A 24,772-nucleotide genomic window follows, 5' to 3' on the forward strand; every position below is an offset into this window, starting at 1 on the left:
ATGGGTTTTCGAGATTCTTTTTTTATATAATTTTTTCGTACGGATTGACTAATGCTTAACTAGTAATTAAACTTAATTAAAAATAAGGTGGTGTAATCCAATGAAAGAAAAAATGGACTATGATACATATCAAGCATTATTTAAAGGATTAATTGGAATCGAAATCGAAGGTAATCGCTTTGACGTAAAACTTAATAGTTTATCTCGCTACGAGCATTCAAATGATTTAGGTGACCGTCGTAGCCAACCATATTTTCAAAATGACTTTACTGAATGTATGGAAGAATTAGTGACAGCCCCGCACTCAACTAACGGTAAAGTTATTAATCATTTACATTCACTACAATCTATTTTACAAAATGATTTACAGCAAAATGAAATTATTTGGCCATTATCAATGCCACCTAAACTCACTTCAGCTGATTTAGCATTTTTAAAAACTACGTCTAAAAATCGCCCTTGGTATCAATCGTATCTAGATAATTTAATGCATAAATATGGACCTTACAGACAGTTAATTGCGGGAGTTCATGTGAATTATTCTCCAAATGAAAAAATAGTTGATTATTTTCAGAAAAAGCACCAAATTACAGCAAGAAAAAAAGCTAAAAATGAATTATTATTTAAGATTGGTCAGCAAATCGTTGGTTATCGTTGGCTTTTAACTTATTTATTTGGTGCAACGCCAGTTAGTGAAAATTTAAATGATACTGTTCCCCAAAATATTCGTAAAAAGGAACCTTTTCGCTCAATCCGTGCTAGTGAATATGGTTATACTAATTTTCCAGATGTTCATGTTTCCTATGTAACTTTAGATGGCTTTATTAATGATATAGTCAAATCAGTAAAAGATGGAAAGTTAAGTAGTTCTAGTGAGTTTTATGGTCCAGTTCGTTTGAAGGGTACCAATAAAATAGAAGACGTAATTAAAAAAGGAGCAAAATATGTTGAATTTAGGATTTTTGATGATAATCCATTTTCAATCAACGGGGTTACACTTCAATCATTGAATTTTGTTCATTTGTTAGTTATTGATGAATTGATTACTGATAAAAGTTGGAATAAGTTTGAATTAAATCAGGCACATCATGATAATCAGTATACCGCCTTACAACATCCATATGATGATTTACCAGTTGATTTAAAAAATAAAGCACTAGAATTATTGAATCGATTAGACTTTCTTATAAAAAATGCTCCAGAAAATTTACAATCTCAACTAGAACAAACAGTAAAGTCAGCGCGTAAAGATATCTTAAATCCCAAGAAGACAGTTGCTGGACAATTAATCCCATTTATTCGTAATGGATCATTAGAAAAATTTGGAATTGAACAAGGACTTAAATATAAAGATGATTTTTCTAGAGAAACATTGGCAGAAAAATTCCCAGGAATACCAAAAAATTTAATTCAAAGTTATATTCAAGCACATAAACTCGGTTTTAAAGTTAAGTTAAGTAATGATGATAATTTAATTGTTAACATTAATGGTAAAAAGCACGAATTATCCCAAAACGAAAATCTACTTAACTATATAGTTGTTAATTAGATTTACTTTTATTTATAATGAATGATTTTAATGTTCATTGGCTATCATTCATTTCTATATTTATGTTGTTAAACGTGGTACAATTCATATTGTTAAAAATATAGAAAGGGAGTTTTTGTATGAACGGAGAAATTTACGGAAATACTGAAGATATGGCGCAACGATTAGTTGCTAAGACTTATCAAAAAGTTGCCATTGGTTTATTAATAACTGGAATCGTAATGGCATTTATGTCTACATTTATGACTAAATTTGTTATGTCGATGGGAATTGGGACCTCATTATTAATTTTAGTCGTAGCATTAGGATTGATGTTTGCCCTTGGTCATTCGGTTAACGATGAAAGTACGAGTGCTTCAACAACAAATACTATTTATTACTTAATGACAATTTTGTTTGGAGTTTCTTTGAGTCCAGTATTAATTTACTATGACGTTAGAACAATTGGACTTGCTTTTCTAGGAACTGCCTTGATGTTTGGTGGTTTAACTTTGTACGCTAACAAAACGAAACGTAATTTTCTTGGAATGGGAGTATACCTATTTTGGGCATTACTTGCAGCAATTGTGCTTAGTTTAGTTGCAATGTTATTAAGAATTCCAACATTATATATCATTATTGATGTAGTAATGCTAGTAATCTTTTCATTTTACATTATTTGGGATACTCAAAGCGTAAAGCAATATGCTAGTTCTGTTACTTCAGAAAGTCAATTACAAAAGTTTAGTGCTATGAGTGCTTTAAGTATTTATCTTGATATTCTTAATATTTTTGAAATTTTACTTGAATTAATTGGAATGAGTAGCAATAATCGTTAATTATATTTAAACTAATAAAAAAGGATGGGATTAGTTATTTAACTAATCCCATCCTTTTTTATTATTAATTATTTTTTGTGATGCTTTTGACGGTTTTTATTTCGATTTCGATTTTTTTCAGATTGTGTTTTTAGTTGTTCATTTGTTTGGTTGTGTTCTTCTTTTTCAACATCATTTTCAATTGAGTTCAATGTGTCAGGAATAATTATTTTAGGTGGATTCTTTTTTGCTTCTTCATTTATTTTTTTGATAATTCTTGGTCGATATGAATTAACGATTAACTGTTGTAAAATCGCAAAAACCCCTCCGATGAAAAAGTAAATTCCTAATCCAGCTGGAGATGACATTGAAACAAAAAAAATCATGATAGGACTGATTAACATCATCATTCCCATTTGTTTTCTTTGTGCTTTTGGCATCCCAAGTACAGATAAATATCCTTGAACGGCGTAAACTACAAATGACAGAACAGCAAGCAAAATACTCTTTTGACCCAATTGAATCCCCATAAAAACAGTATGGGACAATTCTGGAGAATACCTAATGGCAGCATACAAAGCTGCAAAGATAGGGAGTTGAATCAGCATTGGTAAGCATCCAATTCCCCCAGTCATACTGATGTTATTATCACGATATAATTTCATCATTTGTTGGTTAAGTGCAACTTGTTCTTCTTGATTTTTCGCATTTTTCATTAATTTCTGTAATTTAGTTAATTGTGGTTTGACTAAATTCATTTTTTCTTGTTGAATAGTTGATTTTTTCAGTTGATTAATCATTAAGGGCAGTAAAATACACCTTACAGCAACTGTAATTACAATCAAAGACCAACCATAACCACCTACAAACTTTGCTAGCCAATCCATTAAATGCTGTCCGGGAACAGCCAGATAGTTATATACTAATCCGTATGGATGACCATGTGAATCAGTTCTAACACATCCTGTTAATAATAATGCCGCAGATGTGACAACCCCCAACAGTGTATATTTTTTCATGTTTTTCATTTATACAGCTCCTAACTATAAAGTCATAATCTTAATACTAAACTAAAGCATAGTTTACTGCAATTATGTCCATAATTATTATTGAATAATTTGAAATTTATTGAATTTTTTGGTGTTTTTGATAACTTTAGTATTTATTTTATTAATTTGTGCATAAGGATTTGGAAAATTTTGTAATTGTTCAATAAATTTTGTGATTTGCTGATTTAATCCCTGAAGATAGATTACAACTTTTCCATTTTTTGAATTTTTGACAGTTCCATTTAAGTTTAACGATTCAGCAATCATAAAAGTAGTATAACGAAACCCACCCCCTTGAACTTTTCCAGTCACTGTTATTATTATTGTTTCCATAGTAGAAAATCACTTTCATTTTAATTGATTGTGGTAGTATTAACATATAATATAATAATCTAATGGAGTTACTAATGGAACAAATTTCGTCAAAACAAAATAAAGTAATTAAAGATTTAAAAAAGTTATCTACTCATAAAGGACGTAAAAAAAATAGTCAATATGTGATTGAAAGTTGGCATTTAGTTCAAGAAGCAATTAATTATTTACCTAAAGATGAAATCATTAGGATTTATACAACTGATGATCAATATTTAAAACATGGTAATGATATTAATGATTTTAAAATAACTTTGATTTCTGATGAAGTAGCTCAAGAATTAAGTGATACAGCAACAACGCAGGGGATTTTTGCGGTTTGTAAGATTGTTCCCGTTAGTTTTGACGAAAATAATCTACATGGAGCTTGGTTATTGTTAGATTATGTTCAAGATCCTGGAAATATAGGAACGATGGTAAGAACTGCTGATGCGGCCGGGTTTAATGGGGTAGTTTTTGGTGAAGGAACTGCTAGCCCTTATAATAGTAAGGTTTTACGTTCAATGCAGGGAAGTCAGTTTCATATAAAAGTAGTTAAAGAATCTCTTTTAAAAGTTATGGATGCATTTGATGCCAAAAATTTCCCGATATATGGTTCTGAATTGAATCCAGAAGCTGTTAATTATCGTAGTATTTCTCCTGCTAATGATTTTGCTTTAGTTATGGGAAATGAAGGAAACGGAATGAAGCAAGAATTGTTATCTAAAACTACTAAAAATTTATATATTCCAATTACAGGAAAATCTGAATCATTAAACGTTGCGATTGCAGCAGCAGTAATTATGTTTCGAATTAAGAAATAAGTACATGAATGGATGTGACTGAGTTGAAAAAACAAAATTGGCAAGATGATCCAGAGTATATAACATGTGTTTCTGACTTGTTAGAATCAAATGAAATAAAAGAATTAGCTAATTATACGCAGCATCATCATTCCACTCGTTTAAAACATTGTATTGACGTATCTTATGAAAGTTATAAAATTGCTAAAAAAATGCATTTAGATTATCGGGCGGCAGCTCGCGGTGGATTATTGCATGATTTATTTTATTATGATTGGCGAACTACTAAATTTGATGTTGGTTCACATGCTTATATTCATCCTCGGGTAGCTTTACGCAATGCTAAAAAAATTACAGATTTAACTCCAAAAGAAGAAGATATAATATTAAAGCACATGTGGGGGTTAACCTTAGCAAGGCCAAAATATATGGAAAGTGTTATTGTTTCATTAGTTGATGATTATGCAGCGATTAATGAATTTATGTCCCCATTGGAAACAAAAGTTAAAAAATTGTTAGCAAAAAATGAAAAAGGTAATAATTTAAAGGGGTGATATGATGAAACGGCAAACCTCCAAGGATGATGAGACAGAATGCTTATGTTCTAAGTTTCAAGAAGCTTTTTGTATTTTAGGTAAAAAGTGGAATGGTATGATTATTGAGTCATTGTTAATTGGCGATTCTTTACGTTTTGGTGAAATTGCAAAAAAAAATGAAACCTGTAGTGACCGAGTATTAACAGCAAGATTGAAAGAACTGCAAAAATTGAAGATTGTTGTTCGAAAAACTTCTCCCGAATCAACTTTAATTAAGTATGAATTAACTGAAAAAGGTCGTGGATTGGCGCCAATTATGACTGATGTACATAAATGGGCTGACAAGTGGTGCGATGGAGATAAATAATCTTGACCATTATAAATGTTTGTTTTATAGTTTTATTAACTACGTGGACAAAAGAAGTAGTAGGCTGTGGATTTAATAACAGAGAGATTAGAAATGCTGAAACTAATCATTGGAGTCGAATTCGCTTTTGAAAGTAGGCATAAATAATTAATTAAAAATGTCCGATTGATGATCGTTATCCATCTAAGAGTGCGCATTTTTTAGTGTGAATTTGGGTGGTAACGCGAAGCTTCGTCCCTATTTTAAGGGAGGGCTTTTTTTTTGGAAAAAGGAAGGTAATTATGAGTTTAAAAGAAGATCTAGAAACAATTAAACAAACTGGATTACAAGAGGTAACAGCTGCGTCAGATTCTAAGGCGTTAAACGAAATTAAAGTTAAATTATTAGGTAAAAAGGGTCCTATTACTAAAGCTTTACGCGGGATATCACAATTATCGGTAGCGGAAAGACCAATTGTAGGAAGTTTTGCTAATAAAGTTCGTGATGAACTTACGGATGCTATTAATGAAAAACAAACACAACTTGAAAGAGAAATTTTAAATAAACAACTAGCATCTGAAACCATTGATGTTACTTTGCCAGGAAATAATATTCCTATGGGTCATCCACATGTTATTCAACAAGTTATTGATGAAATTGAAGACATTTTCATTGGAATGGGATATCAAGTATTAAACGGGCCAGAAGTTGAAGAAGAACATTATAATTTTGAAATGATGAATTTACCTAAAAATCATCCAGCCCGCGATATGCAAGATACTTTTTATATTACTAAAGAAATTTTAATGCGCACTCACACGTCACCTATGCAAGCTCGTGCTTTACAACAGCATGATTTCAATAAAGGACCATTAAAAATGATTTCTCCTGGAGTTGTTTTTAGAAGAGATACAGATGACCCAACTCATTCACACCAATTTCATCAAGTTGAGGGAATTGTAATCGATAAGCACATTACGATGGCTGATTTAAAAGGAACCTTAGAGGTAATGTCGCATAAATTATTTGGCGATAAATTCAAGGTTCGTGTTCGTCCTAGTTATTTTCCATTTACCGAACCTTCAGTAGAAGCAGATGTAACTTGCATGAACTGTGAAGGAAAAGGTTGTGAAGTTTGTAAAGGATCCGGTTGGATTGAAGTATTAGGGGCTGGTATGGTTCATCCCAATGTTTTGAAAATGGCAGGCGTTGACAGTCAAGAATATGGTGGTTTTGCTTTTGGAGTAGGTCCAGATCGTTTTGCAATGTTGAAATATGGAGTTAACGATATTCGTGATTTCTACCTTAATGATTTAAGATTCTTAACTCAATTTGACTAATAAGGAGGAATAAAATTGTTATTGTCTTATGATTGGCTTAGTGATTATTTAAAAATAAATCTTTCTCCTGAAGATTTGGGAGAAAAAATTGAAAGAACTTCAGTAGAAGTTGATTCTGTTTTTAAACGAAGTGATGGTTTAAAAAAATTAGTAGTTGGTAAAATTTTATCGATTGAAAAACATCCTGATGCAGGACATTTAAATATTTGTCAGGTTGATGTTGGAAATGACGAACCACAACAAATAGTATGTGGAGCACCTAATGTTGAAGTAGGGAAAAAGGTAATTGTTGCTTTACCCGGAGCCCGTGTTGGTGGAAATATCAAAATAAAAAAAGCCAAAATGCGAGGGGTTCAATCAAATGGTATGTTATGTGCTTTAGATGAAATTGGTTTTCCTAAAGAAATTGTTCCTGATGAATGGAAAGATGGGATTTATTTTCTTCCTGATGATGCTAAAGTTGGAGATGAAATTTATTCATATCTAGGTATGAACGATTCATTGATTGATTTAGATGTGACTCCTAATCGTGGTGATATGTTAAGTCTTAGAGGGGCAGTCTATGATTTAGGTGCTGTTTTGGATCAAAAAGTAGATTTTGATGAAACTAGCGAACCGTCTAAAGGCGATGAATTTAGTGCTGATAGTATTAAAGCGGAAGCAAATGAATCTTTGGCTCCTATTTATCAACTTAAGGTTGTTAAAAATGTTGATGTAAAACCAAGTCCACTTTGGCTTCAAATCAAATTGTGGAATTTAGGAATTAAGCCCATAAATAATGTGGTTGACATAACTAATTTTGTTATGATGAAATTAGGACAGCCATTACATGCTTATGATTTAGATCAAATAACTGATCATCACTTGGAAGTTCGTAAAGCGAAACAAGGCGAAAAAATAACTACTTTAGACAATCAAGAACATGAGTTAGATGATGTAGACGTTGTTATTGCTGATGCAAAAAAGCCAGTCGCACTTGCTGGATTGATGGGTGGATTGCAAAGTAGTGTTACTGCAAAAACCAAAAATATTGTTATAGAGGCTGGCGTTTTTGACCCGGTTTTAACACGTAAGATGGCACAAAAAGAACTTTTGCATACGGATGCTTCTCAAAGGTTTGAACGTGGTGTTGATAAGGGAAACGTGGAAAATGCACTTAACTACGCTGCTGGTATGATTCAAAAAAACACCAATGGAATTGCTAGTAAGGATGTTGTAACTGGCAGTATGGAAACAGTAAATCCGGTTAAAATTGCGATTACAGTTACAAAAATTAATCATGTTTTGGGAACTTCTCTAAGTGAAGCAGACGTTATTTCGATTTTTAAACGACTTGGTTTTGGAATTGAAAAACAAACTGATAAATTATTAGTAACAATTCCAACTAGATGTTGGGATATTAAAATTGATGCTGATTTATACGAAGAAGTTGCCAGAATTTATGGCTATGATAACATTCTAAGTACACTACCAATCACAACAACAACAGAAGGTGGATTAACTCCTAAACAAAAATTAATCAAAAAATCTCGTCAAACGCTTCAAGGCATGGGGCTGAATCATGCAATTTCATATTCATTAACTAATGCAGACAAAGCTAAAATGTTTATGATTAATCCAAGTGAAGAAACAATTTTACAGTGGCCGATGACTAATGATCATTCTGTTTTGCGAATGAATTTAATTTCTGGATTGTTAGATGATATTGCGTATAATCAAGCTCGTGGAGTGGTAGACGTTCCATTTTATGAACAAGGAAGAGTCTTTTTTAGAAATAGTAATGATTCTCGACCAATTGAAGTTGAGCACATTGCTGGAGCCATTTCGGGATCATTATTTTCATCAACTTGGAATAAAAAATCTGAGCAAGTAGATTTTTTTGAAATAAAAGGAATTGTGGCTAAATACTTAGAAACGTTGTCTTTAAAGGATCAAATTAGTTTTGTTCCAAATGATAAAATAAAAGAAATGCATCCAGGAAGAACAGCATTGATTAAACTAGGCGATGAAATAGTTGGATTTGTAGGGCAAGTTCATCCTACAATCGCTAGTCAGTTTAAAATTAAACAAACTTACGTTTTTGAGCTTGATTTAGATAAATTAATTAATGCCGATAAAACAGAGCAACAATACCAAATTGTAAGTTCATATCCCAGCATTAAACGTGATATTGCAATGTTAATTGATCAGCAAGTTACAAATGAACAAATTTATGCAATTATTAAACGCCGTGGCGGGGCTTTTTTGAAAGATATTACATTATTTGATGTATATGAGGGAGAACATGTTCCAAATGGTAAAAAATCTCTTGCATATTCATTAACATTTGAAAATTCTAATGAAACACTGAAAGACGACGTAGTGAATAATGCAGTTAAAAAAATTGAAAAATATTTGCAAGAAGAACTAAAAGTTGAAATTAGATAATACTGTATGTTTAACACGATGGGAGAAATAAATGGTAACTAAAAATAAGCGCCCAGTTATTATTGGAGTAACCGGCGGCTCTAGTAGTGGGAAAACAACGGTTAGTAAAGCAATTTTGCAACGTCTTTTAGGACATTCAATTAGCATTATTCAACAGGATTCTTATTATAATGATCAGACTAATATGACAATGGAGCAAAGGAAAAACGTAAATTATGATCATCCTAATGCATTTGATAATGATCTATTAGTAGAACATTTGAATGATTTGCTTGCTTACAAAACAATTGAAAAACCAGTTTATGATTACACTACTTTTACTAGAAGCAAACAAACTGAAAAGCAGGAACCAACGGATGTTATTATTTTGGAGGGAATTTTAACTTTAAATGATGAGCGACTTCGGAATTTAATGGATATTAAAGTATTTGTTGATACTGATGATGACATTCGCTTAATTCGTAGAATTCAACGTGATACAAAAGAACGTGATAGGAGTTTAGATTCCGTTATTCAGCAATATTTGGCAACTGTCAGACCAATGTATCATCAATTTGTAGAACCGACTAAACGCTATGCAGATATTATTATCCCTCGCGGGGGTGAAAATGCTGTTGCAATTGATTTATTAGCTACTAAAGTCAAAGCTATTTTTGGAACTGAAGATAATAATCCAGTTGTCAATTATTAAACGTTTTATTTGATAATGGTAATTTTTCATGATAAATTCTATTGTGTATAAAATAATTGAGGTGTGAAAATGTCAGAAGAAAAAGTATATCCAATGACTCAGGACGGGAAAGACAAGTTAGAAGTTGAACTTGAAGATTTAAAGACTAACCAGCGTCCTCACGTCATTGAACAAATTAAAATTGCAAGAAGTTATGGTGATTTATCAGAAAATTCCGAATACAAATCGGCAAAAAATGAACAAGCTTTGTTGGAAAGCAGAATCAATACAGTTGAGCACATGCTTCAATTTGCTCAAGTTGTAGATGAAGAAGAAACTGCTTCTGATGAGGTTAGCGTCGGTAAAACAGTTGAATTTAAGGAATTACCAGACGAAGAACCCGAAGTTTACCAGATTGTTGGTGCAGCTGAAGCTGATCCGCTTGGTGGGAAAGTTTCTAATGATTCTCCAATTGCTAAAGGATTATTAGGGCATAAAATTGGTGAAGAAGTAGATATTGACATTCCCGATGGTGTTATGCATGTAAAGATTCTTTCAGTTAAATAATTAGAAGTTGGATTTTATTGAGAAATATTCAATGAAATTCAACTTTTTATTAAAATTAATTTTTTCTGGACCTCAATATTGTGGTCCTAAGTGTATAATGTAATAATGGACGTAACTGTAAAATATAGTTTCATAGTGATTAAAACACTAAGTTTTAATTTAATTATTATTAAGGGGTAACTGTTGTGGGGAGTTTCTTTGGTAAATTTTTCAAAAAAAGAACACGAGCAAATAGTCGGGAAAACGGAACAAGTAAAATTCCTTTTCGTTTAAATTTAATTTTCATAATTGTTGGGGTCTTATTTGCTGTTTTAATCTGGAAGTTAGCTGATTTACAAATTATTCAGGGTAACTATTTTAAATCAAACGTTAATCAAAGCAATAATTCCACGGTTTATGGAAACGTACAACGGGGAATGATTTATGATTCAACTGGTAAACAAATTGCAGGAAATAAATCAGAACGTGCCATTATTTATACAAAGGGACCAGGAATAACTTCTGATGAAATGTATCAAGTTGCCACTAAATTAAGTAGTTTTATTAAAGTTCCAGCAAAAAAATTGACTAAAAAGCAAATTGCTGAATATTATTTAGCAAATGCGAATAATAGAAAACAGGTTGCAAAATCGATACCTAATGCGGCTAATTTATCTCCTGATGCTTTACAATCATCTGAAATCAAAAAATTTAAAGATGGTTCTGTAGCTGAAATTACACCTTCAATGAAAAATGCTGCTACTATTTATACTGAAATGAGTGGGGCGTATCAATTATCAACTACTTATATTAAATATAGTGGGGTTTCTAATAAAGAAGTTGCAGAAGTTGGTGAGCATCAGAGTGAAATGCCTGGAGTCCAAGTTGGAACTAGTTGGAAGAGAAGTTATCCTGATGGGAAAGGATTCCAATCAATTACTGGAACAGTTTCATCAAATAAAGTTGGTTTGCCAGAAGATCGGGTTAATCAATTACTTGCTCAAGGATATTCACAAGACGAATCAGTTGGTCAAAGTAATTTAGAAGAAGAATACGAGCCAATATTGAAAGGTTCAAAATCTCAGACTGATGTTAAATTAAATAGTAATAATCAAATTGTTAAACAAGTTAAAAAATATCCAGGACAACGTGGTGACAATTTACAATTAACTATTAATGCTAAGTTCCAAAAGGATCTTCAAAAATTAGTTAAAGATGCTCAACCTGGTGGAAATGCTACTGGGACTTATGCAGTAGCTATGAATCCAAATACTGGTGCTGTAATTGGGATGGCTGGAGTTAGTCGTGATCCTAAGACTAATAAAGTTACTCAAAATGATATTGGAAATATCAACAATGCTATTACTATGGGATCTGTGGTTAAAGGAGCCACTGTTTCTGGTGCTTTGATGGACCACGTCATCACTCCTACTAACAGTACGATGACTGATGAACCCATTAAAAATGGTGGATCATCAAAAAGTTCATGGTTCAATAAAACCGGTAATGCAAACATGCCCGTTACTGCTTCGGATGCCTTAGAAGTTTCATCAAATTCTTATATGATGCAATTAGCCATGAAAGAAGCAAAGTTTAAATATGTTCCTGGTGGTCAATTGAACATGAACCCAAATATATTTGATATTGAACGTGGGTATTTCAATCAATTTGGGTTGGGTATAAAAACTGGAATTGATTTACCGGGAGAATCAGCTGGTATTAAAGGACCGGGTGGATTTGAAAACATTGGTAAAGCACTTGATGAATCATACGGAAACTATGATGGATATACTACTATGCAAGTTGCACAATATATGTCAACCATTGCAAATGGTGGATATCGACTCAAACCTCATGTTGTTCAGAATATTCGGGGTACGAATAGCAAAACTGGAAAATTGGGTGCGGTTAAAGAAACCATTATGCCACAAGCTTTGAATGAGATTCCAATGACGGAAGACGAACGTAACGTTGTTAAAGATGGATTATATAAAGTAGTTCATGGTAATAATAAGTACAAAACTGGTGGAGCACTGGCAGATATTTCACCAGAAATATCTGCGAAAACTGGAACGGCCCAAACATTTTATAATGGGAAGCCTACTGTTACGTTGAGTTTAGCTTCATATGCGCCATCAACCCATCCTCAAGTAGTCGTTGCACTTGCAATGCCAAACCTTCCAACTGATGCTGAAAGTAATAATATGGATTTAGCTAAAAATATTTATAAAGCATATTGGAAAGATGTTCAAAATAAGCCAAGCAAATAGCGTCAAGTATAAATACTTAACATTTATTTAGTTATTTTGTAGAATTTATTTCCAAAAGATGTTAAACTGATATTTGTTATAGTTGATGTTAAAAAGAAATTGTTTGGAGGTATTTAACATGCGTGTACACATTACTTTAGAATGTACTGAATGTCACGAGCGCAATTACTTAACTTCTAAAAATCGTCGTAATAATCCCGATCGTTTAGAATTAGATAAATATTGCCCTCGTGAAAGAAAAGTTACATTACATCGTGAAACAAAATAAGATTTTGGGCTGTTGCCCAGAATCTTTTTTTATTGGAATTGAAGGTACTGATGAAAAAAAATGAATTAAGGCGAATTGTTTTAGAGAAATTAAAAAACAAAAAAATTACTCCCACAATGTTTTTAAAGATGTATCGAAAAGTTTTTGATACATCAGAATGGAGAAATGCTAAAGTAATAGCTCTAACTCTTAATACAGATAATGAAATCCCAACTTATCCTTTGATTTTTAAAGCTCTATCTGAAGGAAAACAGATCGTAATTCCAAAGACTTTTAAAAACAAAAAGATGATTTTTTATAGATTAACCACCCATACTAAATTAAAAAAATCTAAATTTGGAATTTGGGAACCAGTTAATGGTATTGAAGCAACTAAAGATAAGATTGATTTAATTTTTATTCCTGGTGTTGCTTTTTGTATTACAACGGGTCAACGAATCGGATATGGTGGTGGATACTTCGATTGCTATCTACAAGATTATTTTGGAAGTACTATTTCTTTAGTACAAAAAGAGCAGGTTTTTGGTGATATGATATGGGATTCAGAAAAATTTGATATTCCTGTACAAAAAATATTTGTAGGAGCATAGTTTTGGTAAAAAAAATAATAGAACAATGTTCAAAATATCCAATAGTAACTTGGATATTATTATTAGTTATGATTATTAATTTTATTTTAATGACCTTTTCTGGAGGATCTACTAATCCGAGTGTCTTATTAGAATTTGGTGCTGAATCAAATATTTTGATTCAACAAGGTGAATGGTGGAGATTAATAACTCCAATTTTTGTTCATATTGGATATCAACATTTAATCATTGATGGAATATCAATTTATTTTGTAGGTAAAATTTTAGAAAATATTTTTGGACATATCCGTTATTTCATTATTTTTATGGTTTCTGGATTTTGTGGTAATTTAATGAGTTTTGCGTTTGAAAATAGCTTGTCTGCTGGAAGCAGTACTTCTTTATTTGGATTATTTGGTTCATTTTTAATGCTGGCATGTGTCATGAAAGATAATGAATTTATTACTCAAACAGCTAAAACTTTTTTGCTATTAATAATAATTAATTTAATTTTTGATCTTTTTGCTCCTGGTATTAATATCTATGGTCACATTGGTGGCTTAATAGGTGGATTCATGATAAGTTTTGTAGTTGGAATCAAAGGATTCAATAATTTAAATAAAAAATGTAGTTTTCTTTATGCAAACGCTTTAATTATTGGTATAATTGTCTTGTGTTATATTGGTATAATTCGTTAACACAGGTTAGTATAATGACTTAGGGTGAATAATACTTATGGAAACATTATATGATGTTCAAAAGTTGTTAAAAAAATTCGGGATTTACGTGTATATTGGCAAACGTATTTGGGATATAGAAGTAATGGCATTAGAGCTTGATCATCTTAGAGAAGCTCAATTAGTTACAGACAAAGAGTTTTTAGCAGCTAAAATGGTCTTAACCCGGGAACATCGAATTGAAGAAAATAAGTTAAAAGAAAATAATGAAACTGGAGGTCTTTATTATGTCAAAAAATTTAATTGGAATTGATTTAGGTGGTACAACAACTAAGATGGCTTTTCTAAATGAAGATGGAGAAGTTTTAGATAAATGGAGAATTTTGACTGATATTAGTGATAATGGAAGTCATATTGTTGAAAACATTGTTAAATCAATCAGTAAACACATTGAAGATTCAGGGAAAACTACAAACGATTTTATTGGAATTGGAATGGGAACGCCTGGTGCTGTTAACAGAGAGAATGGGACTGTTACGGAAGCTTATAATTTAGGGTGGAAAACAGTACAACCAATTCGAAAACAAATTCAAGAAGGTTTAGGATTACCTTTTGAAATTGATAATGATGCAAATGTGGCTTCTTTAGGTGAATACTGGAAAGGTGCTGGAAGTAGTGAAGACGATGTTGTATTTGTTACCTTAGGTACTGGTGTTGGTGGTGGAGTTATTGCCAACGGTAAATTATTACATGGTGTTAATGGTGGAGCAGGTGAAATTGGTCATATTGCTGTACAACCAAACGGATATTTATGTACATGTGGTAAAAAAGGATGTCTTGAAACGTATGCTTCTGCTACTGGGATCGTCCGAGTTGCTGGAGATATGGCAAAAGAATTTAATGGCACTTCAAGATTAGCTGAATTAGAGCAGACTGATGAAAAAATTACTTCAAAGTTGATTTTTTACTTAGCTGATAATGGCGATATTTTAGCTAATCAAGTTGTTGATAAAGTTTGCTTTTATCTAGGTCTTGCATTATCTGATATAGGTAATACTCTTAATCCTGCTAGTATCATTATTGGTGGTGGAGTATCAAATGCCGGAAATACCTTGTTACAACCAACCACTAAATATTTCCAACAAAATGCTTTTACTTCAGTTCGAGACTCAACTAAAATTAAACTTGCTGAATTAGGTAATGATGCTGGTGTTATTGGTGCTGCTTCTATGGCATTACAATTTAGATAAAACAATATAATTGGAGTGGATATAAGTGGTTATTGGAACCAGTATTTTAGAATCAATTACAATTTCTTTAGTGATAATTGCAATTTTAGTTGGTATTTGGTCGATTATTCGATATTATAATATTTTTCGAGCAAAAAAGTATGCTAAATTTCTTTCCGAACCTGAATTCAAAAAAGGTATGCGTAAGGCTCAAGTTGTTGATTTGAGAGAATCAAATAATTTTAAAGATGGACATATTCTTGGTGCTAGAAATATGCCATATTCGACATTTAAAAGCTTTTATACAGATTTAAGACCTGACTTACCAGTCTATTTATATGATCAAAATAAATCTCTTAGTATGAGAGCCGCTAAATTACTTCATAAGCATGGATTTAAAGACATTTCAATTTTGGATGAAGGATATCAAAAGTGGGATGGTAAGGTTAAAAAAGAGTAAAAAAATAAGAACTCGGAAGAGTTCTTATTTTTTATTTAATTAACCTAGATGTGATGATCCAGATTTTCTCATTGATTTTTTACGGTTTTCGTCAGCTTTTTGTTCTTGCGATTCAATTGGTTCAACGACAGCTTTTTTAAAAGATAATAAAACACCAGCTGTAATTCCAATCATTGTGGCAACCCCAGTTGCGAAACCTTTTCCAAATTTGTGCATAATTAGCCTCCTTTGTTATTACTTGTCTATTATGCTTTATTTACGTTAATATATCCAGTAACAAAACTCAGATTAAGTTAGGAAAGTAACAAATGAAAAAAATTTTAGTAGTTGTTGGACCAACCGCAGTAGGTAAAAGTGATTTAGCAATTAAATTAGCACAAAAATTTAATGGAGAAATAATTTCAGGAGATTCAATGCAGGTTTATCGAAACCTTGACATTGGCACTGCAAAAGTTTTAAGCTCTGAACGTGAAGGAATTAAGCATTATCTAATTGATGTTAGAGATGTAAATCAACAATATGGGGTTTCTGAATTTGTAAAAGATGCTAAAACTTTAATAAATTCAATTACTGCAACTGGTGGTTTGCCTATAATAGTAGGGGGAACAGGATACTATGTTCAAGCATTAATTAATGGTCTTACCTTGGGCGGTGAAAACAGTTCAAACAAGAAAATCAAGACTGACTTAGAAAAAAAATTAGCTAAAGTTGGGAAAATTAATTTGTGGAATGAATTAAAGCTTGTAGATACCAAGTCAGCTGAAAAAATACCACCGGAAAATTCACGTCGGGTGATTAGAGCTTTGGAAGTTTATAAAACTACTGGTAAAAAATTTTCTGAACAAAAAAATGGAAGTTTGCAATATGATGCTTTGTTAATTGGTTTAAATTGTGATCGAAAATTATTATATAATCGAATTAATTTAAGAGTTGATCAAATGGTAAAAAATGGATTATTAGAAGAAAATCATTGGTTATATACTCATGGTGGCATCGAAAATCCTGCTAGTAAGGCAATTGGTTATCGGGAGTTTGTTAAATATTTTTCTGGAGAACGTGATTTAAATCAAACCATTGAACAAATAAAGTTAGATTCTCGACATTATGCTAAACGTCAGCTAACTTGGTTTAGAAATAAAATGAATGTTAATTGGTTTAACTTAGTTGAGCATCCTGAAGAAATAAATAATATTAATAAATTAGTTCAAGATTGGAGAAAAAATGAATTTACCAGAAATGAGTGCTAAAACAATTAATTTATACCGGCAAATTGACGCAAAAAAGAAAAACATTTGGCAAGATAATAAGCATATAAATAGTATTTTAGTGGCTTTAGATATTCATTTGAGTGATTTGGCCAAAATTAGTGGTTTAGATGTTATTGGATTAGGAAATGTATCTCAAAGTTCTCATCAAAGAAAATTAGATTACTATTTATTAGTATTACAAGATTTTTTGCTACTAGCTAATTTGTTAAACTGGAGCGATACTTTGGAAGCTTCTGATGAATTTTTCGATAAATTATCAGCATTGAAAAAAGATGATCAAACTCAAATTATGACTCTTTATTTATCATTGAAAAATATGCTTTTAAAAGGTTATTATGAAAAAAATAAAACTTATTTAAAACATGCTTGGAAATTATTCTTAAAATGGGGGATTGTTGATTTAGGTTTTAATACTAGTGAAATTAATGATGAATTTTTAAATAAAATTCAAGAAGAACTAAATCAAGCTTTAAATTAAAATATATTTTAATTTGTTATTGACTTATTAATCAAAATTAAATATAATTATGAGTGTTGCATTGGTTATGTCGCAGTAGCCCAGCTGGATAGAGCAACGGTCTTCTAAACCGTAGGTCGAGCGTTCGAATCGCTCCTGCGACATTAAAAAAGGAAATCTCTTAATTTTTTAAGAAGGTTTCCTTTTTTATTTGACTTATACAGTTTTATTAGATATACTTTTGTTGTTGTACTTGTGGACTTCCACAGCTACAACCGCGCAGTGTAAGTTTTAAGTTCGTAAAAGACACTTATCTCTGGCGAGTCTAAGCATATATTAAGAGGAGGTGCATTGAAATGTACGCAATTATTGAAACAGGTGGCAAACAATACAAAGTTGCTGAAGGTGAATCAATTTTCGTTGAAAAATTAGATGGTGACCAAGGCGACAAAGTAACATTTGATCAAGTTGTTTTTGTCGGTGGAGACACTCCTAAGGTTGGAACTCCATTAGTTGATGGAGCTTCAGTTGAAGGTTCAGTTGAAAAACAAGGTAAAAACAAAAAGATTACTATTTTTAGATACAAAGCTAAAAAAGGTGCTCGTTCTAAAAAAGGACATCGTCAACCATATACTAAGGTAAAAATTGAAAAGATTAATGCATAATCATCATGATTAAAGTTAAATTTGATTATAAAGATCAAGTTATGACTGGATTTAAATTATCTGGTCATGCCGATGCTGGAGATTATGGACATGATATCGTTTGTGCAGCAGTTTCTGCTCTAGCAATTACTACAGTTAATGGATTGTCACAAGTTGCTAACATTAATCCTTTAGTGGATCAAGATAGCAAAAATGGTGGTTATCTTGCCATCACTCTTCAAGATAATGATTTAACTAATGTTATTGCACAGGCATTATTGAAAAGCTTTAAAAATGGTATTAGTGATGTTGCTAGTCAATATAATGATTATGTACAAATTAAATAAACTTAAATAAGTATGGAGGTGTATTGCATATGCTTAAAATGGATTTACAATTCTTCTCTCACCATAAAACAGGTGGTTCATCATCTAACGGTCGTGATTCTGCAGGTCGTCGTTTAGGAACAAAGGCTGCTGATGGTTCTTCAGTTACTGCTGGTTCAATTATTTACAGACAACGTGGAACTCATATCTATCCTGGAAAAAACGTTAAACGTGGTTCAGATGATACTTTATTCGCATTGGTTGATGGAGTCGTTCGTTTCGAACGTTTAGGTAGAGACAAACGTCAAGTTTCTGTTTATACAGAAGCTGAAACTGCAAATAAGTAAATAAAATTTGAGGCTTGCTTAACGTGGGTCTCTTTTTTTATTTTTAATTAGTGGTTTTACTTGATTTGAAACTGTTAAGATTGATATGATTACTGTTAATTAATAGGAGGCTTTATTATGGCTATTTCTACTGCAAAATTTAAAGCTGGATTAACAATCGAAGTTGATAACGCTATTTGGAAGATCTTGGATTTCCAACACGTTAAACCTGGTAAGGGTGGAGCATTTGTTAGAACTAAATTAAAGAATTTAAGAACTGGTGCTGTTCAGGAAAAGACTTTCCGTTCTGGTGCAAAAATGGAAAAAGCTGAAATCAATACGATGAAAATGCAATATTTGTATGATGACGGTAATGGATTGGTATTCATGGATACTGATACCTATGAACAACTTACAATTCCCCGTGAAGCAGCTGAAGAAGCAATGAAATACATGCAACCTAATATGGAAGTTCAAATTATGCAATATAAGGGTGAAACGATTGGAATTGATATTCCCAAAACTGTTACTCTTGAAGTTGCTGAAACTGAACCAGGAATTAAAGGTGACACAGCTTCAGGAGGTTCAAAACCAGCTACGATGTCAACTGGTGTGACTTTACAAGTTCCGTTCTTCGTTAACCAAGGAGATAAAGTAGTTATTAATACTACCGATGGAACGTATATTTCACGTGAAAAATAGATAATATCTTAATTTATTTTGAGTTGGAGGTTATAAGATGGCAGCAGCTGAACCATTTATTACGTTAGATATTAAAAAAGATGATTTAGGTAAAATAAAAATTTCTCCTCGAGTAATTGAAGTTATTGCTGGAATTGCTACTATTGACGTTGATGGTGTCAATAGAATGCGTGGAAATTTCTCTTCAAGTGTTAAAGGGTTGTTTGGGAAAAAAGAACGCAGCAAAGGTGTAAAACTTCTTTTTGACGAAAATAATAAACTCGATGTTTATGTTTATGTGTACCTAGATTATGGTGTTTCTGTGCCTAAAGTAGCCTTACAGATTCAGGATCAAGTTAGACAACAACTACTTTTCATGACAGATCTTCATGTTGGATCTGTAAATGTTCACGTAGAAGGTATTGTACCTGAAAAGACTCCTAAAGTAGATACAGATAGTTTATTTGATAATGATGGAGAGAACAGTGAGAATTAACAGACATCAAATAAGAGAGTTGGCATTTCAAACTCTCTTTGCAATGGATAGTAATGAAAATGTTGATCCTGAAGCATTTTTTGATTACTTAACCGAAGGTAAAATTGAAGCTGTTCCAGGCTATTATATTGAGCTTGTGAATGGTGTAAGAAATCATGAATCTGAAATCAATCAAAAAATTCAGGATAACCTAGATAATAAATGGAGTTTGAAACGACTAAATAAATCTGATTTAGTAATATTGCAAATGGCAGTTTATGAGATTGATTTTGTTGATCAAGTTCCTGCTAAAGTTGCAATTAACGAAGCATTGGAAATGACTAAAAAATACAGTGATAATAAATCAACTAATTTTATTAATGCTGTTTTGGATAAAATTATGAAATAGAACCTAATGAAGGTTCTTTTTTTATATCATTTTTTAGATCTGCCAATTGGTGGTATGCTAAACTAATATTAATAATAGTGTAATTAGGAGAGATTAAATGGTCGAAATAATTGACGGTAAAAAAGAGGCGAAACATTTAAATGAGATAACCAAACAACATATTGAAAAATTAGCTAAAAGCGGAATTGTTCCTGGAATTGCGGTTATCATTGTAGGTCATGATCAGGCTAGTGAACGTTATGTTCGTATGAAAGATAAGAAGGCTCGATCTTTGGGAATTTATTCAATAATGAAACATTTTGAAAACGATATCAGTGAAACAGATTTAATAAAATCAATTAATGAATTAAATCATGATCCAAAAATTAATGGAATTTTAGTTCAGTTACCGTTACCTAGTCATATTAATGAACAAAATATTATTCAATCAATTGATCCTAAAAAAGATGTAGATGGATTTCATCCATTAAATATTGGAAAATTATTTTTGAATCTTAACGAACAATTTCCGGTAGCTTGTACTCCAAAAGGAATTATGACTTTACTAGCTGCTTATCAAGTTAATTTAAATGGTGCAAATGTAGTAGTTATTGGCAGAAGCCCAATTGTTGGTAAACCTCTTTTAGCTTTATTATTAAATGCTAATGCAAGCGTGACGTGTTTACATAGTCATAGTGAAAATATTACTTTGCACACTAAAAAAGCAGACTTAGTTATCTCTGCTGTCGGAAACGCTAATACTTTAAACGACAATCATTTCAAACCAGGAGCTTATGTAATCGACGCAGGACAAAATTTGGATATAAATGGAAAACTCGTTGGAGATGTAAGTTACGATCAGAATTCAAAAAATATTGGCTTTATTACTCCTGTCCCAGGAGGAGTTGGTCCAATGACGATTGCTACACTGATGCAACAAACAGTTGAAATGTGTGAATGGAGCCATGTAGAATGAAACGAGATTATTTAACTGTAACGGCATTAAATCAATATATTAACCAAAAATTTGATAAGGATCCCTATTTAAATCGAGTTTACTTGACAGGAGAATTATCTAATTGGAGAAAACGGCCAGGGCATCAATATTTTAGTGTTAAAGATGATAAATCAGTTATTAGTGCAGTAATGTGGAAGGGTCAATTTGGAAAGATTAAATTTGAACCAGAAGAAGGAATGAAAGTTCTTATAACTGGGAGAGTTTCTACATTCGCACGAAGTGGACAATATCAAATATATGTTGATTCAATGGAACCAGATGGAGTTGGAAATCTTTATGTTGCTTATGAACAATTAAAAAAGAAACTATATGATGAAGGCTTATTTGAGCAAGAACATAAACAAGCTATTCCGAATTATCCAAAACGAATTGCGGTAGTAACTTCTCAAAGTGGAGCTGTAATTCGTGATATTATTGATGCAGTCAGAAAAAGAGATCCTAAAATTCAAATTGTTCTTTTTCCAGCCGCAGTTCAAGGGGAAAATGCTGCAAAGGAAATTGTAAATCAAATTAAACATGTTAATGATCTTGGTGGTTTTGACACTATGATTATTGGTCGTGGTGGTGGGTCAATTGAAGATCTTTGGCCTTTTAACGAGGAAGAAGTAGCAAGGGCAATTTATGATAGTGATGTCCCTATTATTTCATCAGTTGGGCATCAGACTGACAATACGATTGCTGATTTTGTGGCTGATATTAGAGCATCTACGCCTACTCAAGCAGGGGTAATTGCATCTCCGGTTTTAAATGATGTGATTGAAAAGATACGAAATAATCAAAATGCATTAGAAAATGCAACTTCTAATATTATTAAAATGAAGCGACAGCAACTTAATCAACAACTTAATAGTTATATATTCAAACATCCAGAACGTTTGTATGAGTCATATATGCAACAAAAGGATATCTTAACTGAAAAATTATTTAACGAATTTTCAAAGATTATTAATACTAATAAAAACGAACTTCAATTATTGGTTGGAAAGTTAAAAGGTATTTCGCCGCATAATCTGGTACAATCAAATTTAAAACAGTTAGATTATTTGTTTGAAACTATGCAACGAGAAACACACAATATTTTGTCGCAAAAAAATGAATTATTAGTTTCAAAAGTTGCAGCTCTCGACCATTTAAGTCCGTTAAAAATTATGGCTCGTGGTTATAGTTTGGTAAAAAATAAAAATGGTAAATTGATTAAATCTGTGTTAGATGTTAAAAATGATGAAGAATTAAATATTGAATTTAAAGATGGAAACATAAACGCTAATGTCACAAATATAAATTCAAAAGAGGATAAATAATATGACAGAAAAAAAAGCAACTTTTGAAGAAAATATGGATAAATTAAATGAAATCGTGCAAGAATTGCAAGGTGGGAATGTTCCACTTAAAAAAGCTTTGTCTGAATTTCAAAACGGAGTTAAATTAAGTCAAGAAATGCAAAAAACATTACAAAATGCCGATAACACGTTGGCTAAAATGGTAAATTCTGATGGAGACGAAGTTCCCTTTACGCGTGATAAAGGATATGAAGAATTAAAACAACAGAAATCAGACGGAAATGAAGATGGAGCTGCTCCTTTTTAAATGGAAAATAATAAATTAATATTAAAAAAATTTAAAAATCAATATACCCCTAAAATTGATGAAGTTTTAAAAAATAATATTCAACATCCTACCGCAGCAAAGATTTTAGAGCAGTCAATGAATTATTCTTTACTAGCTGGTGGCAAAAGATTACGTCCGTTACTAACATTAGCAACGTTGCAGGCATTTTCCTTTCCCATTGATGAATCAATCATTAAATTAAGTTCTGCCGTTGAATTAGTGCATACATATTCTTTAATTCACGATGATCTTCCTGCAATGGATAATAGTGACTATCGAAGAGGACGACTTTCCAATCACAAAAAATTTGGCACCGACATTGCAATTTTGGCAGGTGATGGATTATTAACGTTAGCCTTTCAATGGATAGCTGAAAGTAATATTAATTCTGAAAAACGGATTAAATTGATTGACTTGTTATCTAAATCTGCTGGCCCAAATGGTATGGTAGCAGGACAAGTAATCGATGTATCATCAGATAATTTACAGCTTGATCTAAATCAATTAATGAATTTAGATCAAAAGAAGACTGGCGAATTATTTCATTATTGTATTATGGCAGGTGCTATTATTGCTGATGTTAATCAAGAAGATCAACAAATTTTATCAAAATTTGCTTGTAATTTTGGATTAGCTTTTCAAATTTATGATGATATATTAGATCATCCTTCGACAGAAATTGATGAAGACGCTAATAAAAATACTTATGTTAATCTTTTAGGAATGAAAGGTGCACAACAAAAATTACGCATTACCATTGAAGATGGAAAAAATGCTTTAAACGAATTAAATGATTGTCAATTTGTTGATTTATTAGCTTCATTTTTTTCATATTTTGAGATATAGGATAAGGTTAAAATGGCAAAAGAAAAAGAAAGAATTGATGTTTTATTAGTTAAACAAGGGCTTTTTGATAGTCGAGAACAAGCTAAACGTGCTGTAATGGCTGGAGAAATTTTAGGCAAAAATGAACAGCGTTTAGATAAGCCGGGCGTAAAAATTCCAGTTGATACTGAACTTCACTTAAAAGGAAAGGCAATGCCCTATGTCAGTCGGGGCGGTTTAAAACTTGCTAAAGCATTAAAGAGTTTTGCGATTTCTGTTAAAGATAAAACTGTTTTGGATATTGGTTCTTCAACAGGTGGATTTACCGATGTAATGTTACAAAATGGTGCTAAAATGAGTTACGCGTTAGATGTTGGGACTAATCAGTTAGTTTGGAAACTTCGAAATGACCCAAGAGTTGAAGTAATGGAAAATACTAATTTTAGATATAGCAAATCAGCTGATTTTACATTGGGATTGCCAGAATTTGCATCTATTGATGTATCATTTATTTCTCTTCACTTAATTTTGCCGGCTTTAAAAAACATTTTAAAAACAAATGGGGAAGTCGTTGCATTAATTAAACCTCAATTTGAAGCTGGACGAGAAAATGTTGGGAAACATGGAATTGTAAAAGATCGTAATGTCCATCATCAAGTAATTGAAAAGGTGATTAATTTTGCACTCGAGTCTGGATTTTCTGTATTAAATTTAGATTTTTCGCCAATTAAAGGTGGAGAAGGAAATGTTGAATTTTTAATTCATTTAAAATCGACAGATAATCCGCAGTTACAAAGTAATGTTTTAGTTGATGCAGTTCAAGAACAAGCATACAAAGCTTTAAATAATTGATAGGTAGAAGGTGATGT

The 24,772-nt window shown here is 31.8% G+C and carries 32 protein-coding genes, 1 tRNA gene and 1 other annotated feature; of the genes, 30 read left to right on the forward strand and 3 right to left on the reverse strand.

Annotated features, from left to right (window positions below; genetic code table 11):
- Nucleotides 1–100: 100 nt before the first annotated feature.
- Nucleotides 101–1,549 carry a hypothetical protein gene (locus BHU33_RS01480; RefSeq protein WP_054646244.1) on the forward strand — a complete coding sequence of 483 codons (1,449 nt, stop codon included), beginning with the start codon at nucleotides 101–103 and terminating at the stop codon, nucleotides 1,547–1,549.
- Nucleotides 1,550–1,668: 119 nt separating this feature from the next.
- Nucleotides 1,669–2,367 (forward strand): Bax inhibitor-1/YccA family protein, encoded by a 699-nt coding sequence (locus BHU33_RS01485; RefSeq protein WP_054646243.1) that lies wholly within the window; start codon nucleotides 1,669–1,671, stop codon nucleotides 2,365–2,367.
- A gap of 68 nt (nucleotides 2,368–2,435) precedes the next feature.
- On the opposite strand, the gene yidC is transcribed toward BHU33_RS01485, so the two are convergent.
- The gene (gene yidC, locus BHU33_RS01490) at nucleotides 2,436–3,374 is read right to left on the reverse strand and encodes a membrane protein insertase YidC (protein ID WP_054646242.1); all 939 of its coding nucleotides are present in this window, start codon (nucleotides 3,372–3,374) and stop codon (nucleotides 2,436–2,438) included.
- A 78-nt stretch (nucleotides 3,375–3,452) separates the two neighbouring features.
- Nucleotides 3,453–3,728: an acylphosphatase gene (locus tag BHU33_RS01495; protein WP_065866227.1), complete on the reverse strand. Its 276-nt coding sequence runs from the start codon at nucleotides 3,726–3,728 to the stop codon at nucleotides 3,453–3,455.
- Nucleotides 3,729–3,802: 74 nt separating this feature from the next.
- On the opposite strand from BHU33_RS01495, the gene BHU33_RS01500 reads away from it, so the two are divergent.
- The 14 genes from BHU33_RS01500 to BHU33_RS01565 all read left to right on the forward strand — a co-directional run bounded on the left by BHU33_RS01500 (nucleotide 3,803) and on the right by BHU33_RS01565 (nucleotide 15,887).
- On the forward strand, nucleotides 3,803–4,570 hold the full coding sequence (locus BHU33_RS01500) for a TrmH family RNA methyltransferase (RefSeq protein WP_056997629.1): 768 nt from the start codon (nucleotides 3,803–3,805) through the stop codon (nucleotides 4,568–4,570).
- A gap of 23 nt (nucleotides 4,571–4,593) precedes the next feature.
- Entirely contained in the window at nucleotides 4,594–5,103 is a 510-nt protein-coding gene (locus tag BHU33_RS01505) for an HD domain-containing protein (protein ID WP_054646240.1), read from the forward strand.
- A 1-nt stretch (nucleotide 5,104) separates the two neighbouring features.
- A complete protein-coding gene (locus BHU33_RS01510; protein ID WP_054646239.1) occupies nucleotides 5,105–5,452 on the forward strand; it encodes a winged helix-turn-helix transcriptional regulator in 348 nt (115 codons plus the stop codon).
- A gap of 281 nt (nucleotides 5,453–5,733) precedes the next feature.
- Nucleotides 5,734–6,771 (forward strand): phenylalanine--tRNA ligase subunit alpha, encoded by a 1,038-nt coding sequence (pheS, locus tag BHU33_RS01515; RefSeq protein WP_054646238.1) that lies wholly within the window; start codon nucleotides 5,734–5,736, stop codon nucleotides 6,769–6,771.
- Nucleotides 6,772–6,786: 15 nt separating this feature from the next.
- A complete protein-coding gene (pheT, locus tag BHU33_RS01520) occupies nucleotides 6,787–9,198 on the forward strand; it encodes a phenylalanine--tRNA ligase subunit beta (RefSeq protein ID WP_056997628.1) in 2,412 nt (803 codons plus the stop codon).
- 31 nt (nucleotides 9,199–9,229) lie between these two features.
- Entirely contained in the window at nucleotides 9,230–9,889 is a 660-nt protein-coding gene (gene udk / locus BHU33_RS01525) for a uridine kinase (protein WP_056997627.1), read from the forward strand.
- Between the two features lie 69 nt (nucleotides 9,890–9,958).
- Nucleotides 9,959–10,435 (forward strand): transcription elongation factor GreA, encoded by a 477-nt coding sequence (greA, locus tag BHU33_RS01530; RefSeq protein WP_054646236.1) that lies wholly within the window; start codon nucleotides 9,959–9,961, stop codon nucleotides 10,433–10,435.
- 185 nt (nucleotides 10,436–10,620) lie between these two features.
- On the forward strand, nucleotides 10,621–12,684 hold the full coding sequence (locus BHU33_RS01535) for a peptidoglycan D,D-transpeptidase FtsI family protein (RefSeq protein WP_054646235.1): 2,064 nt from the start codon (nucleotides 10,621–10,623) through the stop codon (nucleotides 12,682–12,684).
- 118 nt (nucleotides 12,685–12,802) lie between these two features.
- Complete coding sequence (gene rpmG, locus BHU33_RS01540) at nucleotides 12,803–12,952, forward strand: 50S ribosomal protein L33 (protein ID WP_054646234.1); 150 nt, start codon at nucleotides 12,803–12,805, stop codon at nucleotides 12,950–12,952.
- Nucleotides 12,953–13,002: 50 nt separating this feature from the next.
- Nucleotides 13,003–13,542, forward strand: coding sequence for a 5-formyltetrahydrofolate cyclo-ligase (locus BHU33_RS01545; RefSeq protein ID WP_054646233.1), 540 nt, complete (start codon nucleotides 13,003–13,005; stop codon nucleotides 13,540–13,542).
- A gap of 2 nt (nucleotides 13,543–13,544) precedes the next feature.
- Nucleotides 13,545–14,219, forward strand: coding sequence for a rhomboid family intramembrane serine protease (locus tag BHU33_RS01550; RefSeq protein WP_054646232.1), 675 nt, complete (start codon nucleotides 13,545–13,547; stop codon nucleotides 14,217–14,219).
- 37 nt (nucleotides 14,220–14,256) lie between these two features.
- Nucleotides 14,257–14,511, forward strand: coding sequence for a YqgQ family protein (locus tag BHU33_RS01555; protein ID WP_054646231.1), 255 nt, complete (start codon nucleotides 14,257–14,259; stop codon nucleotides 14,509–14,511).
- Entirely contained in the window at nucleotides 14,486–15,448 is a 963-nt protein-coding gene (locus BHU33_RS01560; RefSeq protein ID WP_054646230.1) for an ROK family glucokinase, read from the forward strand. The genes BHU33_RS01555 and BHU33_RS01560 overlap by 26 nt, the downstream gene beginning before the upstream one ends.
- 25 nt (nucleotides 15,449–15,473) lie before the next feature.
- Nucleotides 15,474–15,887 carry a rhodanese-like domain-containing protein gene (locus tag BHU33_RS01565; RefSeq protein ID WP_054646229.1) on the forward strand — a complete coding sequence of 138 codons (414 nt, stop codon included), beginning with the start codon at nucleotides 15,474–15,476 and terminating at the stop codon, nucleotides 15,885–15,887.
- Nucleotides 15,888–15,926: 39 nt separating this feature from the next.
- Here the strand turns inward: BHU33_RS01565 and BHU33_RS01570 are convergent, their stop codons facing one another.
- Complete coding sequence (locus BHU33_RS01570; RefSeq protein ID WP_065866225.1) at nucleotides 15,927–16,103, reverse strand: DUF3042 family protein; 177 nt, start codon at nucleotides 16,101–16,103, stop codon at nucleotides 15,927–15,929.
- A 92-nt stretch (nucleotides 16,104–16,195) separates the two neighbouring features.
- Between BHU33_RS01570 and miaA the strand changes: the two genes are divergently transcribed.
- The 14 genes from miaA to BHU33_RS01640 all read left to right on the forward strand — a co-directional run bounded on the left by miaA (nucleotide 16,196) and on the right by BHU33_RS01640 (nucleotide 24,755).
- Nucleotides 16,196–17,134: a tRNA (adenosine(37)-N6)-dimethylallyltransferase MiaA gene (gene miaA / locus BHU33_RS01575; protein WP_054646228.1), complete on the forward strand. Its 939-nt coding sequence runs from the start codon at nucleotides 16,196–16,198 to the stop codon at nucleotides 17,132–17,134.
- Nucleotides 17,109–17,633 carry a hypothetical protein gene (locus BHU33_RS01580; RefSeq protein WP_054646227.1) on the forward strand — a complete coding sequence of 175 codons (525 nt, stop codon included), beginning with the start codon at nucleotides 17,109–17,111 and terminating at the stop codon, nucleotides 17,631–17,633. Before miaA ends, BHU33_RS01580 begins: the two co-directional genes overlap by 26 nt.
- Nucleotides 17,634–17,702: 69 nt before the next feature.
- A tRNA-Arg gene (locus tag BHU33_RS01585) sits at nucleotides 17,703–17,776 on the forward strand.
- Nucleotides 17,777–17,875: 99 nt separating this feature from the next.
- Nucleotides 17,876–17,949, forward strand: a sequence feature (ribosomal protein L21 leader region).
- A gap of 19 nt (nucleotides 17,950–17,968) precedes the next feature.
- Entirely contained in the window at nucleotides 17,969–18,277 is a 309-nt protein-coding gene (rplU, locus tag BHU33_RS01590; RefSeq protein WP_054646226.1) for a 50S ribosomal protein L21, read from the forward strand.
- A 5-nt stretch (nucleotides 18,278–18,282) separates the two neighbouring features.
- Entirely contained in the window at nucleotides 18,283–18,603 is a 321-nt protein-coding gene (locus tag BHU33_RS01595; protein ID WP_054646225.1) for a ribosomal-processing cysteine protease Prp, read from the forward strand.
- 29 nt (nucleotides 18,604–18,632) lie between these two features.
- Entirely contained in the window at nucleotides 18,633–18,929 is a 297-nt protein-coding gene (gene rpmA / locus BHU33_RS01600; RefSeq protein WP_054646224.1) for a 50S ribosomal protein L27, read from the forward strand.
- Between the two features lie 117 nt (nucleotides 18,930–19,046).
- Nucleotides 19,047–19,610, forward strand: coding sequence for an elongation factor P (gene efp, locus BHU33_RS01605; protein ID WP_056997626.1), 564 nt, complete (start codon nucleotides 19,047–19,049; stop codon nucleotides 19,608–19,610).
- 37 nt (nucleotides 19,611–19,647) lie between these two features.
- Entirely contained in the window at nucleotides 19,648–20,085 is a 438-nt protein-coding gene (locus BHU33_RS01610) for an Asp23/Gls24 family envelope stress response protein (protein WP_054646222.1), read from the forward strand.
- On the forward strand, nucleotides 20,075–20,473 hold the full coding sequence (gene nusB, locus BHU33_RS01615; RefSeq protein WP_054646221.1) for a transcription antitermination factor NusB: 399 nt from the start codon (nucleotides 20,075–20,077) through the stop codon (nucleotides 20,471–20,473). Before BHU33_RS01610 ends, nusB begins: the two co-directional genes overlap by 11 nt.
- 97 nt (nucleotides 20,474–20,570) lie before the next feature.
- On the forward strand, nucleotides 20,571–21,428 hold the full coding sequence (locus tag BHU33_RS01620; RefSeq protein WP_054646220.1) for a bifunctional 5,10-methylenetetrahydrofolate dehydrogenase/5,10-methenyltetrahydrofolate cyclohydrolase: 858 nt from the start codon (nucleotides 20,571–20,573) through the stop codon (nucleotides 21,426–21,428).
- On the forward strand, nucleotides 21,425–22,771 hold the full coding sequence (gene xseA / locus BHU33_RS01625; RefSeq protein WP_054646219.1) for an exodeoxyribonuclease VII large subunit: 1,347 nt from the start codon (nucleotides 21,425–21,427) through the stop codon (nucleotides 22,769–22,771). The genes BHU33_RS01620 and xseA overlap by 4 nt, the downstream gene beginning before the upstream one ends.
- A 1-nt stretch (nucleotide 22,772) precedes the next feature.
- Nucleotides 22,773–23,057 carry an exodeoxyribonuclease VII small subunit gene (locus tag BHU33_RS01630; RefSeq protein WP_054646218.1) on the forward strand — a complete coding sequence of 95 codons (285 nt, stop codon included), beginning with the start codon at nucleotides 22,773–22,775 and terminating at the stop codon, nucleotides 23,055–23,057.
- On the forward strand, nucleotides 23,058–23,924 hold the full coding sequence (locus BHU33_RS01635) for a polyprenyl synthetase family protein (RefSeq protein WP_054646217.1): 867 nt from the start codon (nucleotides 23,058–23,060) through the stop codon (nucleotides 23,922–23,924). It abuts the gene before it with no gap.
- Between the two features lie 12 nt (nucleotides 23,925–23,936).
- Complete coding sequence (locus tag BHU33_RS01640; protein WP_054646216.1) at nucleotides 23,937–24,755, forward strand: TlyA family RNA methyltransferase; 819 nt, start codon at nucleotides 23,937–23,939, stop codon at nucleotides 24,753–24,755.
- The last annotated feature ends 17 nt before the right edge of the window (nucleotides 24,756–24,772 follow it).

This window comes from Fructilactobacillus lindneri DSM 20690 = JCM 11027 (genome assembly GCF_002907375.1).
Classification (GTDB): domain Bacteria; phylum Bacillota; class Bacilli; order Lactobacillales; family Lactobacillaceae; genus Fructilactobacillus; species Fructilactobacillus lindneri.

Bases quoted from the DNA above. Each gene is read 5' to 3' on its own strand.
- BHU33_RS01480 (WP_054646244.1), top strand. From the start codon at position 101: ATGAAAGAAAAAATGGACTATGATACATATCAAGCATTATTTAAAGGA.
- BHU33_RS01485 (WP_054646243.1), top strand. From the start codon at position 1,669: ATGAACGGAGAAATTTACGGAAATACTGAAGATATGGCGCAACGATTA.
- yidC (WP_054646242.1), bottom strand. From the start codon at position 3,374: ATGAAAAACATGAAAAAATATACACTGTTGGGGGTTGTCACATCTGCG.
- BHU33_RS01495 (WP_065866227.1), bottom strand. From the start codon at position 3,728: ATGGAAACAATAATAATAACAGTGACTGGAAAAGTTCAAGGGGGTGGG.
- BHU33_RS01500 (WP_056997629.1), top strand. From the start codon at position 3,803: ATGGAACAAATTTCGTCAAAACAAAATAAAGTAATTAAAGATTTAAAA.
- BHU33_RS01510 (WP_054646239.1), top strand. From the start codon at position 5,105: ATGATGAAACGGCAAACCTCCAAGGATGATGAGACAGAATGCTTATGT.
- pheS (WP_054646238.1), top strand. From the start codon at position 5,734: ATGAGTTTAAAAGAAGATCTAGAAACAATTAAACAAACTGGATTACAA.
- udk (WP_056997627.1), top strand. From the start codon at position 9,230: ATGGTAACTAAAAATAAGCGCCCAGTTATTATTGGAGTAACCGGCGGC.
- greA (WP_054646236.1), top strand. From the start codon at position 9,959: ATGTCAGAAGAAAAAGTATATCCAATGACTCAGGACGGGAAAGACAAG.
- rpmG (WP_054646234.1), top strand. From the start codon at position 12,803: ATGCGTGTACACATTACTTTAGAATGTACTGAATGTCACGAGCGCAAT.
- BHU33_RS01545 (WP_054646233.1), top strand. From the start codon at position 13,003: ATGAAAAAAAATGAATTAAGGCGAATTGTTTTAGAGAAATTAAAAAAC.
- BHU33_RS01555 (WP_054646231.1), top strand. From the start codon at position 14,257: ATGGAAACATTATATGATGTTCAAAAGTTGTTAAAAAAATTCGGGATT.
- BHU33_RS01560 (WP_054646230.1), top strand. From the start codon at position 14,486: ATGTCAAAAAATTTAATTGGAATTGATTTAGGTGGTACAACAACTAAG.
- BHU33_RS01570 (WP_065866225.1), bottom strand. From the start codon at position 16,103: ATGCACAAATTTGGAAAAGGTTTCGCAACTGGGGTTGCCACAATGATT.
- miaA (WP_054646228.1), top strand. From the start codon at position 16,196: ATGAAAAAAATTTTAGTAGTTGTTGGACCAACCGCAGTAGGTAAAAGT.
- BHU33_RS01580 (WP_054646227.1), top strand. From the start codon at position 17,109: ATGAATTTACCAGAAATGAGTGCTAAAACAATTAATTTATACCGGCAA.
- rplU (WP_054646226.1), top strand. From the start codon at position 17,969: ATGTACGCAATTATTGAAACAGGTGGCAAACAATACAAAGTTGCTGAA.
- BHU33_RS01595 (WP_054646225.1), top strand. From the start codon at position 18,283: ATGATTAAAGTTAAATTTGATTATAAAGATCAAGTTATGACTGGATTT.
- rpmA (WP_054646224.1), top strand. From the start codon at position 18,633: ATGCTTAAAATGGATTTACAATTCTTCTCTCACCATAAAACAGGTGGT.
- efp (WP_056997626.1), top strand. From the start codon at position 19,047: ATGGCTATTTCTACTGCAAAATTTAAAGCTGGATTAACAATCGAAGTT.
- BHU33_RS01610 (WP_054646222.1), top strand. From the start codon at position 19,648: ATGGCAGCAGCTGAACCATTTATTACGTTAGATATTAAAAAAGATGAT.
- BHU33_RS01620 (WP_054646220.1), top strand. From the start codon at position 20,571: ATGGTCGAAATAATTGACGGTAAAAAAGAGGCGAAACATTTAAATGAG.
- xseA (WP_054646219.1), top strand. From the start codon at position 21,425: ATGAAACGAGATTATTTAACTGTAACGGCATTAAATCAATATATTAAC.
- BHU33_RS01630 (WP_054646218.1), top strand. From the start codon at position 22,773: ATGACAGAAAAAAAAGCAACTTTTGAAGAAAATATGGATAAATTAAAT.
- BHU33_RS01635 (WP_054646217.1), top strand. From the start codon at position 23,058: ATGGAAAATAATAAATTAATATTAAAAAAATTTAAAAATCAATATACC.
- BHU33_RS01640 (WP_054646216.1), top strand. From the start codon at position 23,937: ATGGCAAAAGAAAAAGAAAGAATTGATGTTTTATTAGTTAAACAAGGG.